12 protein-coding genes are annotated in these 17510 nt (G+C 64.9%); 4 read left to right on the top strand and 8 right to left on the bottom strand.

All coding sequences use genetic code 11. The annotated features are described in order from the left end of the window. Nucleotide 1: 1 nt before the first annotated feature. The 6 genes from ACN9MU_RS29640 to kduI are packed head-to-tail and all read right to left on the bottom strand — an operon-like array spanning nucleotide 2 to nucleotide 5855. On the bottom strand, nucleotides 2-967 hold the full coding sequence (locus ACN9MU_RS29640; RefSeq protein ID WP_426165506.1) for a carbohydrate kinase family protein: 966 nt from the start codon (nucleotides 965-967) through the stop codon (nucleotides 2-4). Next, nucleotides 964-2187 (bottom strand): AGE family epimerase/isomerase, encoded by a 1224-nt coding sequence (locus ACN9MU_RS29635; protein ID WP_426165504.1) that lies wholly within the window; start codon nucleotides 2185-2187, stop codon nucleotides 964-966. The genes ACN9MU_RS29640 and ACN9MU_RS29635 overlap by 4 nt, the downstream gene beginning before the upstream one ends. Continuing rightward, nucleotides 2177-3247: a hypothetical protein gene (locus tag ACN9MU_RS29630; RefSeq protein ID WP_426165502.1), complete on the bottom strand. Its 1071-nt coding sequence runs from the start codon at nucleotides 3245-3247 to the stop codon at nucleotides 2177-2179. Before ACN9MU_RS29630 ends, ACN9MU_RS29635 begins: the two co-directional genes overlap by 11 nt. After that, on the bottom strand, nucleotides 3234-4253 hold the full coding sequence (locus ACN9MU_RS29625; RefSeq protein WP_426343859.1) for a sugar kinase: 1020 nt from the start codon (nucleotides 4251-4253) through the stop codon (nucleotides 3234-3236). Before ACN9MU_RS29625 ends, ACN9MU_RS29630 begins: the two co-directional genes overlap by 14 nt. Continuing rightward, nucleotides 4238-4996 carry a 2-dehydro-3-deoxy-D-gluconate 5-dehydrogenase KduD gene (gene kduD, locus ACN9MU_RS29620; RefSeq protein ID WP_426319455.1) on the bottom strand — a complete coding sequence of 253 codons (759 nt, stop codon included), beginning with the start codon at nucleotides 4994-4996 and terminating at the stop codon, nucleotides 4238-4240. The genes ACN9MU_RS29625 and kduD overlap by 16 nt, the downstream gene beginning before the upstream one ends. 10 nt (nucleotides 4997-5006) lie before the next feature. Next, a complete protein-coding gene (gene kduI / locus ACN9MU_RS29615; protein ID WP_426336521.1) occupies nucleotides 5007-5855 on the bottom strand; it encodes a 5-dehydro-4-deoxy-D-glucuronate isomerase in 849 nt (282 codons plus the stop codon). A 218-nt stretch (nucleotides 5856-6073) separates the two neighbouring features. On the opposite strand from kduI, the gene ACN9MU_RS29610 reads away from it, so the two are divergent. The 4 genes from ACN9MU_RS29610 (at nucleotide 6074) to ACN9MU_RS29595 (ending at nucleotide 15974) form a co-directional block, all read left to right on the top strand. Beyond that, nucleotides 6074-7531, top strand: a complete 1458-nt coding sequence (locus ACN9MU_RS29610; RefSeq protein WP_426336520.1) for a hypothetical protein — start codon at nucleotides 6074-6076, stop codon at nucleotides 7529-7531. A 50-nt stretch (nucleotides 7532-7581) separates the two neighbouring features. Further along, entirely contained in the window at nucleotides 7582-10527 is a 2946-nt protein-coding gene (locus tag ACN9MU_RS29605; RefSeq protein ID WP_426165491.1) for a TonB-dependent receptor, read from the top strand. Between the two features lie 89 nt (nucleotides 10528-10616). Further along, the gene (locus ACN9MU_RS29600) at nucleotides 10617-15266 is read left to right on the top strand and encodes a glycoside hydrolase family 2 TIM barrel-domain containing protein (RefSeq protein WP_426343858.1); all 4650 of its coding nucleotides are present in this window, start codon (nucleotides 10617-10619) and stop codon (nucleotides 15264-15266) included. Between the two features lie 117 nt (nucleotides 15267-15383). Then, entirely contained in the window at nucleotides 15384-15974 is a 591-nt protein-coding gene (locus ACN9MU_RS29595; protein ID WP_426165487.1) for a UdgX family uracil-DNA binding protein, read from the top strand. 1 nt (nucleotide 15975) lies between these two features. Here ACN9MU_RS29595 and ACN9MU_RS29590 read toward each other — a convergent pair whose 3' ends face one another. Beyond that, nucleotides 15976-16881: an AEC family transporter gene (locus tag ACN9MU_RS29590; RefSeq protein ID WP_426165485.1), complete on the bottom strand. Its 906-nt coding sequence runs from the start codon at nucleotides 16879-16881 to the stop codon at nucleotides 15976-15978. Between the two features lies 1 nt (nucleotide 16882). After that, on the bottom strand, nucleotides 16883-17494 hold the full coding sequence (locus ACN9MU_RS29585) for a DUF2238 domain-containing protein (protein ID WP_426165483.1): 612 nt from the start codon (nucleotides 17492-17494) through the stop codon (nucleotides 16883-16885). Nucleotides 17495-17510 lie beyond the last annotated feature (16 nt).

The raw sequence follows: 17510 nt of genomic DNA, 5'->3' as shown, positions 1-17510 counted from the left end.
GTCATCCTGCCGGGGTAAAAGATTGGGTTGGCCGGTTCGGGGCGCCGGTTTCCTGCACCGCTGTCGCCGCCAGCAGGCCCGCCACCTGCTCCAGCGCGGGCGGCGTGGCGCCTGGCGCGGTGCAGGCTGCGGCGCCGGCAGCGACGGCGAAACGCAGGTGTTCGCCGCCATCGCGCTCGGGATGGCGCAGCAGGCTGTAGACCAGGGCCCCGATGCTTGCGTCGCCGGCGCCGACGGTGTCGGCCACAGTCACGGCGGGCGGCTTGGCATGCCAGCTACTGTCTTTCTTGAGCAGGGTGGCGCCTTGCGCACCCTGGGTGTACAGGATGGTGGCGCCGGGATTGAGCGTGCGCATGGCAGCCAGCGAGGCCGCGCTGTCGTTATGGCGGAACAGTCCGTGCAGGTCTTCGTCGGATACCTTGATCACGTCGGCCAGGGTGGTCATGCGGCGCAGCGTGGCGTCGTAGCGCTGGTCCATCAGGCTGCGGAAATTAGGGTCGTAGCTGATCGACACACCCTGCGCCTTCAGTTCGGCCGCCAGCGCCACCAGCTTGCCGGCCAGCGGTTCGCGCGCCAGGCTGATGCCGCCGAAATGCACCCAGCGTGCAGCGGCCTGCCATCCGGCCGGCAGTTGCGCCGCGTCGAAATGCAGGTCGGCGCTGTCGTCGCCTACGAAGAAATAGCGCGGCGGGTCCAGTTCGTGCACTACGGCCAGCAGCGGCGAGCGGTCCAGCTGCTGCAGGAAGCGGCGATCCAGGCCGGCCGCCTCACTGGCTGTGGCCAGCGCCGCGCCGAATACGTCGCGACTGACGGCACCGGCAAAGGCGCTGGGCATGCCGAGGCGGGCCACCACGCGCGCCACGTTCCAGGTCGAACCGCCCACCTGGCTGGTCCAACCGTGAGGGCCGCTGCGCAGCAGGTCGGTCAGCGCTTCGCCGGCGGCGACGAAGTGGGGCAGTGCGCTCATGGCGCCGCCTCCAGTGCGCCCAGCACTTCATAGCAGGCGCCCATGGTGTGGTAATCGGTCTTGCCGGCCGGGCTCTTTTCCGTGCTTTGCTTGACGTTGTCGCGGCTGAGCAAGCGGTACCACGCGCCGTGCTCGTGGTCGACCATGTGGCGCCAGCTGTAGTCCCAGATCCTGTCGTACCAGTCCCAGTAGCTGGTGTCGTCGGTCCGGGCGCCCAGCACTGCTGCTGCGGCCAGGCTTTCCGCCTGCACCCAAAAGTACTTGTCGCCGTCGCAGATTTCGCCATCCGGGCCGAAACCGTAGACGATGCCGCCATGCTGCGTGTCCCAGGCCCGCTCCAGCGCGACCTGGAACAATTGCCTGGCGCGCGGCAGCAGCCAGTCGCCTGGGCCGGCCAGTTGCGGCGCTTCGCGCTCCAGCAGCAACAACAGCTTGGCCCACTCGGTAAAGTGACCCGGCTGGTAGCCCCAGGGGCGGAAGATATTGCTCTTGTCGTGGCGGTTGTAGTCCCAGTCCACCGACCAGTCTTCGCGGTAGTGCTCCCAGATAAAGCCGCCGGCCAGGCCGGCCTGGCGCTGCGTGATATTGCGCGCCACGGTTTCGGCGCGGTGCAGGTAGCGCAGTTCGCCGGTGGCCGAATAAGCCGCCAGCAGCGCCTCGCACGCGTGCATATTGGCGTTCTGGCCGCGATACGGATCGAGCACCGACCAGTCGGCGCTGGCCTGGTCGGCGTACAGGCCGTGCTGCGGCTGCCAGAAGCGGCGCTCCATCAGCGCGAAAGTCTCTTCGATATGGGGCCGCGCTTCCGCCACGCCGGCCATGCTGGCATGGGCATAGGCCAGCAGCACGAAGGCCAGGCCGTAGCAATGGTTGTCGCTGTCGATGATGCGCTTGCGGCCATCCTGCCATTCCAGCTGCCAGGCATAGCCGCCGGTCTGCGGATCGCGCTGCACGTCGCGCAGGAAAGCCAGGCCATGGCGCAGCGCCTGCAGGTATGCGGGGTCGCCGAAGTGTCGGTAGGCCATGGCGTAGTTGAAGATGAAGCGGGTGCTGCTGACCAGGTGGCGCGTGCTGCGGTCGTACACCGTGCCGTCGTCGAGGAAGAAATGATAGAAGCCGCCGCTCGGATCGATGCAGCGCGGATGGTAGAAGCCCATGGTGTGGCGGATATGGGCCAGCAGCATTGGGCGCGAACGGAACGGCACGGGTTTATAAGGCATGGTGGTCGGCGTCTGGATGGGCCGCCTGCTGCCAGGCGGCGATACGGTAACGGGTGTGCCATGGCGTGGCGGGATCGAGCGCAATGCCGGTGCGGTCGGCCAGCGGATGGCCGGGCGGCGCCTTGGCTACGCGGCCCAGGTCGAACAGGCTGTTGACCGGTTCCGCGCCGAGCGCCAGATGGCGGCCCTGCCAGGGAAAACGCTGGCGCCCGCCGTTGCTGACCCACAGCATCAGGTCGGGCAATTGCGCGGTGTCCCACCACAGGCCGACGCAGGCATCGTAATCGAGGTAATGCAGGGCGAACGGCGGCGCGCCTTCCTTGGCGCTTTGCACGGCACGCGCCTGCAGCAATTCTTCAAACACGCCGTGTGCCGGCAATCGCGCCAGGTCGAGCGGGCCGTCGATGCCGGCCAGCGCCGACAGGTCCGCCGAACAGGTGTCGGGCTGCAGCCGCGTCACCGAATCGCTGGCTAGGGCGGGGTAGCTGTGGATGCCGTCGTGGCGGCCCAGCATGACGCGTACGCGCTGCGCCGCCGGCGGCAGTCTGAATGTGGGGTGCAGTCCGAGCGGCAGCCGGGCCGGGCGCCGCGCCCATACCGTCAGCCCGATATCGATGGCCGCCGCGTGCGGGTCGGCGCAGATTTCGCGCTCCACGCGCGCCACTGCGGCGCCGGGCGGAAAGTCGAGCGCCAGCCGTACCCGGCCGGCATCGGCATGCAGGCATTGCCAGCGGTGGTTGGCGGCATAGCCATGATGCCAGCTGTCGTCGGCCGGCTGCACCCGCCAGCCGGGCGGCAGCGCGGGCGGCTGGTCGGCGCGGCCGAAAGGAATGCAGGGCCATTCGCCGCGCAGGCGGCGCAGCACGCCGGGCAGGGCGCTGGCGCGCGTCAGCCCGGACCAGGGCGCCACGTGCATGACGTCCAGCTCGCGTTCATCGTCGAGGCGGAACTGCAGCGGCCCTAGCATGCCGCCCAGGGCCTGGATTTCGGCGCTGCCGTGGGCCCAGCACAGGCGCCACGGGCCGCGCGTGGTGCGCACGAAGTGGTCAGCGCTGGACATCCAGCCTCCCGCCGCGCACGGCCTCCACCTGCGCCACGCTGGCCAGGTTGAAGTCGCCCGCGATGCTGTGCTTGGCGACGGCCGCTGCCAGCGCGAATTCCAGCGCTTCGCTGTCGCTCCAGCCGCTGTGCAAACCATGCAGCATGCCTGCGGCAAATGCGTCGCCGCCGCCGATGCGGTCGACAATGCCGTGCATGGCGTAGCTGCCGGCCTGCAGCGCGCCCTGGCGCGTGTGCAGCGTGGCCGACAGGGTATGCTGGTCGACGCTGTCCTGCGCCCTTTGCGTGGCCGCCAGCCGCTGCAATTGCGGGAAGGCGGCGAAGCAGGCGGCAATGGCTTCCTCGGCGCATCCTTGCTGCGCCAGCCCAGGTTCGCCGAGCAGCAGGGCGATGTCGCGCGGCCCGGCAAACGCCAGGTCGGCTTGCGCCAGCAGGGTGCGCAGCACGCCGGCGCCGTCGCTGCCGCGCGCGGCCCACAACGAGGCGCGGTAATTGCCGTCGTAGGACACCTGCACGCCGCATGCGCGCGCCGCCGTCATCGCGTCCAGCACGGCTTGCGCCGCCTGTTCGCCGACGGCTGGCGAAACGCCCGACACGTGCAGCCAGGCCGCGCCATCAAGCAGCTCCGCCCAGTCGTAAGCCGCTGGATCGGCCAGCGCAAAAGCGGAGCCGGCGCGGTCGTACACGATTTCGGATGGGCGCATGACGGCGCCCGGCGTGAGGAAATACAGGCCCATGCGGCCCGGCTCGAAACGCAGCCCGTCCACCGCCACGCCGTGCATGCGCAACTGGTCGCGCGCGGCCCAGCCAAGTGCGTTGTCCGGCAGGGTGCTGGCCATGGCAGCCGGCTGGCCGAAGCGCGCCAGCGAGACGGCGACATTGGCTTCCGCCCCGCCTATGCAGGTGTCGAGTTGCGGCGTTTGCAGCAGCAGTTGTCCGGCCGGCGAGGACAGGCGCAGCAGCATTTCGCCAAAGCAGACGATGCGGCCCTTCATCGCGCCAGCCATCCGCCATCGACCGGCAATACGATGCCGTGCACGTAGTCGCTGGCGCGGCTGGCCAGGAATACGGCGGCGCCGGCCAGGTCGCCCGGCTGGCCCCAGCGGCCGGCCGGGATGCGCGCCAGGATCGCCGGCGCGCGCTGCGGGTCGTCGCGCAGCGGCGCGGTGTTATTGGTTTCAAAGTAGCCCGGCGCCAGCGCATTGACGTTGATGCCGCACGCCGCCCATTCGTTGGCCAGGGCGCGTGTCAGGCCGGCGATGGCGCTCTTGCTGGCGGCGTAGGCCGGCACCCGCAAGCCGCCCTGGAAGGACAGCATGGAGGCGATGTTGATGATCTTGCCGGAACCCTGGCCGGCCATATGGCGCGCCGCCGCCTGCGCCAGGAAGAAGGGCGCCTTGAGGTTGGTGTCGACCACGCGGTCCCAGTCCTCTTCGCTCACATCCAGGCTGTCGGCACGCTGGATGGTGCCGGCATTGTTGACCAGGATGTCGAGCCTGCCCTGCCAGGCATAGGCCGCATCGGCCACCTGCCGCATGGCGGCGCCATCGGCGGCAAAATCTGCCTGCAGGAACAGGAAGCGGCGGCCGGTTGCCGCCACGCGCGCCGCGGTATCGTCGGCGGCGCTGCGGCCGGCAGCCACGATGTCGGCGCCGGCGGCCGCCAGCGCCACGGCAATTGCCTGGCCCAGGCCCGTGTTGGCGCCGGTTACCAGCGCCACCTGGCCGCTCAGGTTGAACAGGTAAGGCATGGCGCGTCCTTTATTTCAATTGGCAGATATCGACTGCCTGCATGTCGGTGTAGTCGAGGTTCTCGCCGCCCATGGCCCAGATGAAGGCATAGTTCGAGGTGCCGGAACCCATATGGATCGACCATGGCGGCGACACTACGGCTTCCTCGTTGGCCACCACGATGTGGCGCGCGCTGTCCGGTTCGCCCATGAAGTGAAACACGCGTTCGGATGGCGGCAGGCCGAAATAGAAGTACACCTCGGAGCGGCGCTCATGCAGGTGGGGCGGCATGGTGTTCCACACGCTGCCGGTCTGCAGCACCGTCAGGCCAAGCAGTAGTTGGGCCGACTGGCAGACGCCGGGCACCACATACTGGTAAATGGTGCGCGCATTCGAAGTTTCCGGGCTGCCGCGTTCCAGCGGCACCGCCTGGGCGTGGGTGATCTTGGTGAGTTCGAAGCGCTGGTGGGCCGGCGTCGACACCAGGTAGAAGCGGGCCGGGTTGGCCGGATCGTCGGAAGCGAAACTGACGTCGCCTGCGCCCATCGGCACATACAGGCCGTCGCGCGGCGCCAGCGAAATGACCTGGCCGTCGACCGTGACGCGGCCGGCGCCGTCCGCCACGTTGATGATGCCCAGTTCGCGCCGCGCCAGGAAAGGCTGGCCTGCGGCGGCGGCAGGTTCGGTCTGGCGCGGCAGCGCCAGTTCGCTGTGCACCGGCGCCGCCCCGCCGATCACGAAGCGCTCGTGATGGCAGTAATTGAGCCGGAGCTGGCCTGGCTGGAACAAGCCGTCGACCAGGTAGCGCTCGCGCAACTGCTCGTTGCTGGCGCCGGCCATCATGTCAGGGTGGGTCGCGTGGTAGCACTTTTCGAACATTAACCGCCTCCATTTCTGTTATCGATAACAAGTATATGCGCTCCGGCGCGGCGGATTTATGCCAGATTCATATAGCTCTGATGCATTTTTTTATTGTTCCGGGTCTACTTCTTTCAGTAGCATGTAAAAAACGCGCCAAAAACCCAGCCATTGCATTCGTCAAAGCGCGTTATCGATAACACTAAACTTAGAATGACTAAGTCATCGGAGGAGACCAAGTGTTGACGTACCTGACCCGGCGCCTTGCCTGCGCCAGCCTTGCCCTGTTGTTGCCGGCCGCCGCCCTGGCTGCCGATCGCCTGCAGGTGTTCCCTTTCCCGCAGCCGCTGCGCTACTCGCACCATAACGACGATTTCACGGTGCGCGTGCGCACCCCGGGCGGCGTGTGGCAGGACCTGTATGAATACCGCGCCAAAGTGGACCTGGACAAGCAGCAGGACGCCTCCATGGTCTACTTCAATTTCGACGGCGCGGTGGAAGTGGCGGTGCAGAAGAACAACGGCAACTTTGCCAAAGTGGCCGTGCGGCCCGCAGGGCGCGGCATCAAGCCTGTGGTACGCGACGGCATTGCCTACTTCACCATGCAGCGGCCGGAAAACCTCAGCGTGGAATTCGACGACGACCGCCTGCACAACCTGCACGTCTTCACCCATGCCATCCGCAAGGACATGCCGGCGCAGCAGGCGGCCCTGGACAGCTACAGCATCACCCAGGGTAAGACGCCCGACTTCACCCAGCCGGTGGTAGTTTTCGGACCAGGTATCCACAGCGGCGAGTTTCGCCTGCGTTCCAACAGCACGGTCTATATCGACGGCTCCGCCTTCCTGAAAAGCCCCCTGCTCATCGATGGCGTGGAAAACGTAAAAGTGATCAGCGATGGCGTATTCGACGGCGTCGACATGGTCGCCATCCGTAACTCGAAAAACGTCAGCATCGACGGCCCGATCTTCATCAACCAGCCGCACGGCACCATGCGCTGCATCACCTCGCAGGACATCGAGGAAAAAAGCATCCGCAGCATCGGCGCCGGCCAATGGTCCGATGGCCTGGGACACTTCGCCTGCGAACGGGTGCGCATCTCCGACAGCTTCATCCGCACTTCGGACGACTGCATCACGCTGTATAACCACCGCTGGGACATCTGGGGCAATACACGCGACGTGACGGTGACCGATTCCACCCTGTGGGCCGACGTGGCCCACGCCGTGATGATCGGCATCCACGGCAATACGCCGACGCCTGCCCATCCCGAACCCGAAGTCCTGGAGCGCATCCGCTTCAGCAATATCGATATCCTCGAGCACGACGAGGATGAACCCGAGTACGAAGGCGCCATCGGCATCATGGCCGGCGACGACAACCTGGTGCGCGACGTGGTGTTCGAGGACATCCGCGTCGACCGCATCGAAGAAGGCAAGCTGTTCAACCTGCACATTGCCTATACACCCAAGTACAACACCAGTCCCGGGCGTGGCATCGAAAACGTCACGCTTCGCAATATCAGTTACACCGGCAAGGGCTCGCCCAGCGCGTCCGTCATCTACGGCTACGATCCCGGCCGCCAGGTGCGCAACATCGTCATCGACAACGTGACGGTAGCCGGCAAGCGTCTTACCGGCGCCGCTCCCAACTTGCTGGATATTGGCCCACACGCCAGCGGAGTGACCTTCCGCTGACAGTCTTCGAAATCAGTATTACAAAAATATATACCTGGAGGAGATGGAGAATGAATCAGCAGCAGATCAAGATGTCCCTCAAGCTGTCCGGCGTTGCGCTGGCAGTGATGCAAGCCTTCGCGCCGCAAGCCATGGCGCAGGAAAAGGCGTCCGATGAGAACACCGTGGTGGTGACCGGCATCCGTGCCAGCGCCCGCAGTTCCGTGGCAATCAAGCGCGATACGATGGAAGTGGTCGACTCGATCACTGCCGACGATATCGGCAAGCTGCCCGACCCGAACGTGGGCGAAACGCTGACCCGCATTCCCGGCGTGCAGGCTTACCGCTTTGGCGGCGAAGCTTCGGCCCCATTCGGCGGCTTCGGCTCCGGCGTGACCATCCGCGGCCTGGGCTACACCGCGTTCCAGACCAACGGCCGCTCGTACTTCAGCGCCGGCAGCCGCGAATACAACGTCGAAGCTGCGGTCCCTGCGATGGTGGCCGGCATCGACGTATACAAGAACCCTTCGGCGGAGCACATCGAAGGCGGCATTGGCGGCCTGGTGAACGTGCGTACCCGCAACCCGAGCGACTTCAAGAACCTGACCGTATCGCTGGGCGTGAATTACCGCGAAAACTCGCTGGCCAAGAAAGCCGATCCGGAACTCTTCGGCCTGATCGCCAACCGCTTCGACCTGGGCGGCGGCAGCCGCATCGGCGTGCTGGCAGCAGCGACCTACCAGAAAAGCACCACGCGCAATGACAACAACCCGGCCGGCGGCCGCGGCCCGAACCTGAAGCGCGCCATCCGCGCCGACAGCGCCGAATACGCCACCATGGCGGCTGCCAATACCGCGAATGCGACCAACCAGCCGATGTCGGCCTACGTCGGCCGCAACGACATCAGCTACCTGGCCAATGTACCGACCACCAGCGCCCAGACGCCGAACCTGGCGGGCCTGACCGCCGCCCAGCAAGACAGTGTGATGATCGCTCCGTGGGTGAACACCAACGTGTTCCAGGAAACCATCATGCGCGAGCGCAAAGGCCTGAACCTGGCGGCGGACTACCGCGTCAGCAACACCCTGCGTTTCTACACCGAGGCGAATTATTACTCCTTCCTGTACCACCAGAACTACCGCGGCCTGAACTCGAACGACGGCGCGAACGTGCAGAACCTGCAGACCACCCCGTTCAACTACGACGAGAACCTGGCTAACCGCAACAGCAACGGCGGCAGCAACGACACCATCGTCAACAAGCGCCTGCTGAGCGGCAGTTTCCTCAATTCGACCATGACCACCATCGGCGGCGACGAGCACACGCCGTGGGAAACCATGATCGGCGCCATCGGCGTCGAGTGGAGTCCGACCTCGCGCCTGTCGCTGAAGGCCGACGCCAACTACATCAGGTCCGACAAGAAGAGCGACAACCGCTCGATTCGACTGGACTCTGCGGCCGGCCTGCAATGGACCACCAACCGCGTCGCCGACGGCGCGCCGCATCCGTTGACGTTCACCGGCCCAAGCTTGAGCGATCCGCAGAACTTCGTGTTCAAGGATTACGGCAACGGCCAGAACTACCACAACAAGGATAACGGCTTCGCGGTCGCGCTGTCCGGTTCCTATGCCATGGACGGCATGTTCAACAAGCTGCGCTTCGGTGCGCGCCACGCCTACCAGCACGACTTCTTCCAGAACTACGGCTTCAGCAAGTTCCTGACCACTGACGGCAAGGACGTCAACGCCACTCGTTCCAATGCGCTGTCGGCCAGCACCCTGGCCGGCAACCTGGAGCAGGCGCCGACCAACTTCATGAACGGCCAAGCCGGCTACAGCGGCGGTTACCTGGTCTACACCCCGGACGCCCTGCTGGGCGACCAGGTGCGCACGGCATTCCCGAACGCCGGCATCCTGCCGCAGGATTCCTATGTTGAAAACCAGGGTGCGCGCAGCATCTTCGGCGAGCACGACTCGGCGGCCTACCTGGTTGGCGACTTCACCGCGTTCAACGACCGCATCAAGGGTAACGTCGGTGTGCGTCTGGTGCGCACCAACACCACGGCAACGGCCCGCGCCACCGATACCCGCACCGGCCAACTGGTGGACGTCGTGAAGAATTCCACCTACAACAATGTGCTGCCGACCTTTAACATGACCTACGACCTGGCGCAGGACACCCTGCTGCGCCTCGGCGCAGGCCGCGGCATGACCCGTCCGGGGCTGGGCGACCTGAATCCTGTGATCAGCGTCAACACCACCACCGGTACCGGCAGCATCGGCAATACGCAACTGAAGCCACTGGTGGCCGACAGCTTCGACATCTCGCTCGAACATTACTTCAACAAGACCAACTACGCCTCGCTTGCCCTGTTCGACAAGGAGATCAAGGACTTCCCGAACGGGATCAATTCCTGCGAAACCCTGAGCAACGCCCCGGCTTATTCCGGCGCCATCGCGAATGGCTGCTCGGACGGGCAGTACCTGGTGACCAAGAAGGTCAACTCCGAAAAAGGCTATGCACGCGGCTTGGAAGTGGCGGGCCAGTACTTCTTCGATTCCAGCTACGGCTTCCTGAACAACTTCGGCGTGTCCGGTTCCTACAGCTACGTCAAGACCTCCAACCCGGTCAACTTCGGCAGCGCCGCCGCGCCAAAGATCGTCGAAACCATGCAGCCGTTCGTCTCCAAGAACAATGTCAGCGTGTCCGGCATGTATGAGGACGACAAGTTGTCGGCCCGCCTGGTCTATACCTGGCGCTCGCCGTCGGTGCTGTTCAACGTCGACCCGTTCCCGATCTGGGCCCGCTACATCAAGTCCTACGGATTGCTGGATGGTTCGATCAGCTACCAGGTTGCGCCAAGCCTGACGTTGCGCTTCAACGCCTCGAACATCCTCAACAAGGCGGCTAACCGCGCCCTTGGCGAGCCAGGTTCGACCCAGGTGCCGATCGAGTACCAGCACTTCTACAACGGCCGCACCTTCAGCCTTGGCCTGAGCTACAAGTTCGGCGGCTAAGCTTTGTTTTCTCCGGTGCCATCCCAGCACCTTGATGCCGGACTTCGCCCTGAATGGCGTGGTCCGGCGTTTTTTAAAGGAAGCATGCAGTGAGTATTCGTTATATCTTCGCCGCCCTTGCCATGGCAGCCGCATTCGGCTGCGCAGCGGCCACCCCGGAATGGGAACAGCCAGGAGTAGTTGCGCTCAATCGCGAGCCGATGAAGGCGACGTTCTTCAATTTCGAGAGCGTGGAAAAGGCAGTGGCGGGCGATATGGCGGCATCGCAGTATTACCGTTCGCTGGACGGCACCTGGTCGTTCGCCTACACGCAGGGAACCGACAAGCGCCCGGTGGACTTTTACAAGCCCGGTTACGACATCAGCAGCTGGAAGACCATCCAGGTTCCGGGCATGATGCAGGCGCAAGGCTACGGCAAGCCCATTTTCACCAATATCAAATACCCTTTCCCGGCCAACCAGCCCTTCATTCCGCATGACCTGAACGAAGTAGGATCCTACCGGCGCGATTTCGAGGTGCCGGCAGGCTGGCAGGAACGCGACGTATTCCTGCACATCGGCGCCGCGGGTGCGGCTTATTACATCTGGATCAACGGCGAAAAAGTCGGCTACTCGGAAGACTCCAAGCTGCCGTCCGAATTCAACATCGGCAAATTCGTGCGCGCCGGCCGCAACACCATCGCGATCGAACTGTATCGCTGGGCAGACGGCTCCTACCTGGAGGACCAGGATTTCTGGCGGGTGTCCGGCATCGAACGCAGCGTCTACATCTATGCCGAGCCGAAGGCGCGCCTGCGCGATTTCACGGTCACTGCCGCACTGGACAAGGCCCACTACCGCGACGGCATCTTTGCGCTGGAAGCCGCCATGGCGGGCCTGCCTGCCGGCGGCAGCATCGTCGCCACCATTTATGATGGCGCCAGGAGCGTCTGGAGCGCGGCCGCCGCGATCACTGCCGGTCAGGTTCCTGCGCTGCGCGCCACGCTGCCCAACGTGAAAGCCTGGTCGGCCGAAACGCCAAACCTGTACCGCCTGCAGCTGGAATACCGCGATGCAGGCGGCAAGCTGTTGTCCGCCACTTCGCGCAAGATCGGCTTCCGCACGGTCGAAGTGGCGCAGAGCGAGGTCCGCGTGAACGGCAAGCGCGTGATGATCAAGGGCATGAACCGCCACGAGCACGACCCGGATACTTACCGCGTAATGTCGCTGGAATCGATGAGGCGCGACATGGAGCTGATGAAGCGCGCCAACATCAACGCCGTGCGCACCTCGCATTACCCGAACGACCCGCGCTGGTACGAACTGGCCGACGAATACGGCATGTACGTGATGGACGAAGCCAATATCGAGTCGCATGAATACATGCAGAAGGGTGACGCCGCAACCGATCCCGCGACGCGCGCCGCAACCCAGCTGGGCTACCTGGAAAGCTGGAAGGACGCCCACCTGGACCGCGTCTCGCGCATGGTCGAGCGTGACAAGAACCATCCATCGATCATCTTCTGGTCGCTCGGCAACGAGGCCGGCACCGGCATGAACTTCGAGCAGGCCGCCGCATGGATCCGCCAGCGCGATCCGAGCCGCCTGATAAGCTACCTGGGCCACGGCACCCTTGGCGAGGAGCACCTGCCGAACGCCTACGTCGACATCTACGCGCCGATGTACGACGATATCGACAAGATAGCCGGCTATGCGCGCGATCCACGCTACCTGCAGCCGATGATCCAATGCGAATATGCCCACGCCATGGGCAACTCGCTCGGCAACCTGGAAGACTACTGGAAGGTGATCCGCTCGTACCGCAAGCTGCAGGGCGGCTTCGTGTGGGACTGGGTCGACCAGGGCGTGCGCGCCAAGGATGCGCAAGGCCGCGAATACTGGGCCTCCGGCTTCGACCTCAATCCTGAACGCGGCGACAACAGCGTGGTAGGCGACGGCGTGGTCACGGCCGACCGCGCGCCGCAGCCCGAATACTACGAACTGCAGAAAGTGTATTCGCCCGTCGTCTTCGAAGGCGACCCGCGCAGCGGCAAGCTGTCGGTAGTGAACCGCTACGACTTTCGCGACCTGTCCGGCTTCGACTTCGACTGGATGTTGGCGCGCGACGGCGAGCAGATCGCCACAGGCAAGCTGGAAGGTGTGAATGCGCCCGCCGGCGCTACCCGCAGCTTCGCCTTCAAGCTGCCATCGGCCGCGCCGCAAGGAGGAGAGCTGGTCCTGACCCTGCGCGCAAAGGTGAGGGAAGGTGCGGTCCCGGGTGTCGAGGCAGGAACAATCCTCGGCTGGAGCCAGTTCATCGTTGCCTCCGCGCCGGCCGCCAAGGCGCCATCCGGCAAGTTTATCGCTCCGCAGCGCAGCGCCGGTTCGATTACCCTGGCTGCCGCCAATGCAAAGCTGGAGATCGACACCAGTACCGGCCTGGTAAACTACAGTGCCAACGGACAGCTGCTACTGAATGGCGGCATGCCGAACTTCTGGCGCGGCGCGACCGACAATGACGAAGGCACGGGTGCCGAACAGCGCCAGAAGATATGGCAGCATTTCACAGAGCAGCGCCAGGTTCGCGCGATCGAAGCGGGCCATGACTTCGTCAAGGTGCAATACGCTTTCGGCGCCGGCGCAGCGGAATGGGAAAGCACCTACCGCATGGCGCCGGACGGCAAGCTGCAGGTGGAAGCTGCCTTTACACCGCTGCGCGACGACCTGCCGGAACCAATGCGCATCGGCATGCGTTTCAACCATAGCGCAGCGCTGGACAATGTAACCTGGTATGGCCGCGGCCCGCGCGAATCCTACGCCGACCGCCTGACCGGCGCCGCTCTTGGCCGTTACAGCGGCAAGGTCGCCGACCAATACTATGCAGGCTATATGCGTCCGCAGGAAAGCGGCAACAAGACCGGCGTGCGCTGGCTCTCGCTGACCGATGCCGACGGTGCAGGCATCCGCGTAGCGGGCCCGGTACCGCTGTCGATGAACGCGTTAGCCTTCCCCTACGAAGACCTTTACCTGCGCCCGCGCGGCGAGCGCCATAACACCGACATCGCGCCGCATGGCGATGGCAGCTTGCTGGTGGACCTTGCGCAGGCAGGCGTGGGCGGCGATACCGGCTGGAGTCCGGATGGCTGGCCGCTGGCGCGCTATCGCATCAAACTGCAGCCGGCGCGCTACAGTTTCACCATTTCCCCCACTGCGGCCAAGCCGGTGGCGAAGGCCCTGGCGCCGGACTACAGCAACCCGATCCTGCACGCCGACTATTCCGACCCGGACGTGATCCGTGTCGGCGACACTTACTACATGACCGCGTCCAGTTTCAACAACGTCCCCGGTTTGCCGCTGCTGGAGTCGCGCGACATGGTGCATTGGCAGCTGGTCGGCCACGCACTGCCGCAACTGGTGCCGGCCGCGCAGTTCGAGCGTCCCGCGCACGGCAAGGGCGTGTGGGCACCGGCGTTGCGGCATCACGATGGCAAGTTCTGGATTTTCTATCCCGACCCGGACCAGGGCGTGTACGTGATGACAGCACCTGATTTCCGCGGCCCATGGAGTGCGCCTACGCTACTGTTACCCGGCAAAGGCATCATTGATCCAGCGCCATTCTGGGACGACGACGGCAGCGCATGGCTGATGCACGCCTGGGCGCGCAGCCGCGCCGGCATCAACAACCTGCTGACGCTGCGCCGCATGGCGCCCGACGCCAGTCGCCTGCTGGACGACAAAGGCAGCGTCGCCATCGACGGCAGCAAGTTCACCGGCTACCACACGCTGGAAGGGCCCAAGCTGTACAAGCACCTGGGCTACTACTATGTCTTCGCCCCGGCTGGCGGCGTTGGGCAGGGCTGGCAATCGGTGTTCCGCTCGCGCAGCATCGCAGGACCGTATGAAGCGAAGATCGTGCTGGCCCAAGGGCGCACGGCCGTCAACGGCCCGCACCAGGGGGCATGGGTGCAGGCGGCGGATGGCAGCGACTGGTTCTATCACTTCCAGGACAAGGGCGCCTATGGCCGCATCGTCCACCTGCAGCCGATGCGTTGGCAGGATGGTTGGCCGGTGATGGGCGAACAGCAGGATGGCAAAGGCATCGGCCAACCAGTCAGCAACTATCGCCAGCCGGTCGCCGGCGCATTCAATGCCGTGGCCCCGGCCACCAGCGACAATTTCGACGGCCCGCAACTCGGCCTGCAATGGCAATGGAATGCCAACTGGCGCAGCGAGTGGTATTCGCTCCAGGCCCGCCCCGGCCACTTGCGCCTGTTCTCCCAGTTCGACGCCCAGGCCCAGCAACAGGGAAGCCTGTGGAACCGCGCCTCCCTGTTGATGCAGAAGCTTCCGGCCGAGCGCTTCACCGCCACTGCCAGCCTTGACCTGTCCGGCATGGCCGACGGCGACAGCAGCGGTTTGCTGATGTACGGCCTCGATTACGCCTGGATCGGCGTGCAGCGCAGCGGCGGCGCCAACCGCCTTGTATTGAAAACCTGCTTGAAGGCGATGGCCGGCTGCCGCGACGAAGAGCAGGCGGGCATCGAAGTTCCTGCGCGCCGTGTCTACCTGCGCCTGCAGGTGACGGAAGGCGGCCGCACCGTTTTCAGCTACAGCCTGGACCAAAAGCGCTTCCAGGAAATCGGCATGCCATTCACCGCCACCGTGGGCCGCTGGGTCGGCGCCCGCATGGGCCTGTTCAGCGCAGCATCCAGCGCCCAGGGTGGCTACGTCGACATCGACGACTTTACTGTGTCTCTCTGACCGGCCGGGCACTCCCAGCCAGGCTAGTATTCGTGGCACGGGCGCCAGCCGCCCGTGCCATTTTTTTTCTTCCCTGCATCGTGCGCCGCTTTGCCGGGTGCGCCGTACAATGGCCGGATGAAAGCCAAGCCGGATGAGCAACGTCCCTCCACGCTGGATGAGTGCCGCCGCTGCGATTTATGGCGCAATGCCACGCAGCCTGTCGGCGGGCAGGGCGCGCGCCATGCAAAGCTGATGCTGGTCGGTGAGCAGCCGGGTGACCAGGAAGACCTGGCCGGCAAACCCTTCGTCGGCCCGGCAGGCGACCTGCTGGATGAGGCGCTGGAGGCAGCCGGCATCGACCGCCGCCAGGTTTACATCACCAACGCGGTCAAACACTTCAAATGGGAACCACGCGGCAAGCGCCGAATGCACAAGACGCCGGCGCAGAAGGAAGTCGCTGCTTGCCACTACTGGCTCGAAGCCGAACTGGAAAGCGTGGCGCCAGACATCATCGTCGCCCTTGGCGCTACTGCGCTGAAGTCTGTCCTGCAAAGCGGCAGCGTGGCGTTGAAAGACTATATGGGCCAGCCGGTAGAGCGGGGCGGCCGCTGGATCATCGCCACCTACCATCCCGCCTACGCGCTGCGCGTCCCCGGCAGCGAAGCCCGTGCCGCAGCGCGCCAGGCCATCATCGATGCACTGCTCGAAGCAAAGCGTCTGCTATAACCTAAGCTGAGAGCATCCGGCTCAGCGGAATCGTGGCTGCCGCCAGCAGCGTTTGCAGCGTAATCAGGGACGCCATCAGCCGCGCATCGCCGCCAAGTTGCCGCGCCATGATGTACGCGTTAGGGGCGGTCGGCAGCGCGCAGTAGAAGCAGGCCGCCAGCGATACGGGTTCGGACACGCCGAACGCCAGGCACACGCGCGATGCCACAAAGGGCAGCACCAGCAGCTTGAGAACGGAAGTAAAGGCCAGCGCCGCGGGCCGCAGGCCTTCCATGGAAAACACCAGGCCGCTCCCGACGCTGATCAGGCCAAGCGCGAGCGCCGACTTGCCGAGGATATCCAGTGTGTTCATCAACGGCGCCGGCAGGGCCAGCCCGCCAAGGCTGAAAACCATCCCCGCAAGTGTCGCCAGGATGATGGGATTGGTCGCCAGCGTCTTCGCCACTTTGCCCAGGTCCGCCTTGCTGCCGCTCCACCATGACAGGGCCAGGATCGAGACCACGTTCACCACCGGCAGGCATAAGGCCAGCGCCAGCATCACCAGCGCAGCTGTCTGCGGCTGGAAGAACAGGGCGGAGACCGCAATCCCGAAGTAGCTGTTCGGCCGCATCGCGCCCTGCACTACGGAGGAGCGGCTTGGGTCGGGCAACCCGCGCCAGAACAGCAGCACCAGCAGGGCGATGCCGACCACGATAAAGGTCGGCAGCAGCGTCGCCAGCGCCAGTTCCTCCACCATGCGGCCGTGGAAGTCGAGCCGCGCTATACCGGTGAACAGCAGGGCAGGGAAGGCGATGAAATACGAGAACTTCTCGACCGAGGGAAAGAAATCGTCCGGCATCCAGCGGGACTGGCGGATCGCCACTCCCAGCATGATCAGCAGGAAGACCGGGATGATCGAGCCAAGCATCTTAGCGGCCAGCCAGTTGGCGGTCGTGCAGGCGGGTCAGCGTCAGCAGGGCGGCGATGCCCCCGATCAGGGCCATGAACATGTCCGACTGCGTATCCCACGGGTCGCCCTGGGTGCCGAGGAATTCGTCCGCGCCCTGGCCCAGCGCCACGGCAGCGCCCCATTCGATCAGCTCATAGGTCGCGCTGATCGCCAGCACGATGGAGAGCACGATAAAGGCCAGCATCTTCCCGGCCGGGAGGTGGCGGCCGCGCAGCAGGATTTCGCGCGCCACCATGACCGGTACGAAGCCCTGCGCAAAATGCCCGATCTTGTCGTAAGGGTTGCGCGACAGCCCGAACCAGTGCTGCAGGTCGAAGCCGAACGGCACCCGCGCATAGGTGTAGGCGCCGCCCACCATCAGGATCACGCAATGCACCGCAATCAGCACATACAGCAGGTCCGTCAGGCGGTAGCTGCGGTAAGTCGCTGCCATCAGCGGCAAGGCCACCAGCGCCGGCGCCACTTCCATCCACCAGGTCGCACGGTCATAAGGACCGATGCCCGACCAGGCCAATACCAAAAGAACAATGGCGCCCAGCGCCAGGTGCAAGGGGGAGATTGTTTTGTTCATATGCGAATAGTAACTC

Origin of the sequence: Pseudoduganella sp. R-32 (assembly GCF_049913245.1) — a bacterium.
Lineage (GTDB): Bacteria > Pseudomonadota > Gammaproteobacteria > Burkholderiales > Burkholderiaceae_D > Rugamonas.
This window is presented reverse-complemented; position numbering and strand designations above follow the sequence as displayed.

Coding starts and splice junctions, on each gene's coding strand:
- ACN9MU_RS29640 (WP_426165506.1), bottom strand. CDS start 967: ATGAGCGCACTGCCCCACTTCGTCGCCGCCGGCGAAGCGCTGACCGAC.
- ACN9MU_RS29635 (WP_426165504.1), bottom strand. CDS start 2,187: ATGCCTTATAAACCCGTGCCGTTCCGTTCGCGCCCAATGCTGCTGGCC.
- ACN9MU_RS29630 (WP_426165502.1), bottom strand. CDS start 3,247: ATGTCCAGCGCTGACCACTTCGTGCGCACCACGCGCGGCCCGTGGCGC.
- ACN9MU_RS29625 (WP_426343859.1), bottom strand. CDS start 4,253: ATGGCTGGCGCGATGAAGGGCCGCATCGTCTGCTTTGGCGAAATGCTG.
- kduD (WP_426319455.1), bottom strand. CDS start 4,996: ATGCCTTACCTGTTCAACCTGAGCGGCCAGGTGGCGCTGGTAACCGGC.
- kduI (WP_426336521.1), bottom strand. CDS start 5,855: ATGTTCGAAAAGTGCTACCACGCGACCCACCCTGACATGATGGCCGGC.
- ACN9MU_RS29605 (WP_426165491.1), top strand. CDS start 7,582: ATGAATCAGCAGCAGATCAAGATGTCCCTCAAGCTGTCCGGCGTTGCG.
- ACN9MU_RS29595 (WP_426165487.1), top strand. CDS start 15,384: ATGAAAGCCAAGCCGGATGAGCAACGTCCCTCCACGCTGGATGAGTGC.
- ACN9MU_RS29590 (WP_426165485.1), bottom strand. CDS start 16,881: ATGCTTGGCTCGATCATCCCGGTCTTCCTGCTGATCATGCTGGGAGTG.
- ACN9MU_RS29585 (WP_426165483.1), bottom strand. CDS start 17,494: ATGAACAAAACAATCTCCCCCTTGCACCTGGCGCTGGGCGCCATTGTT.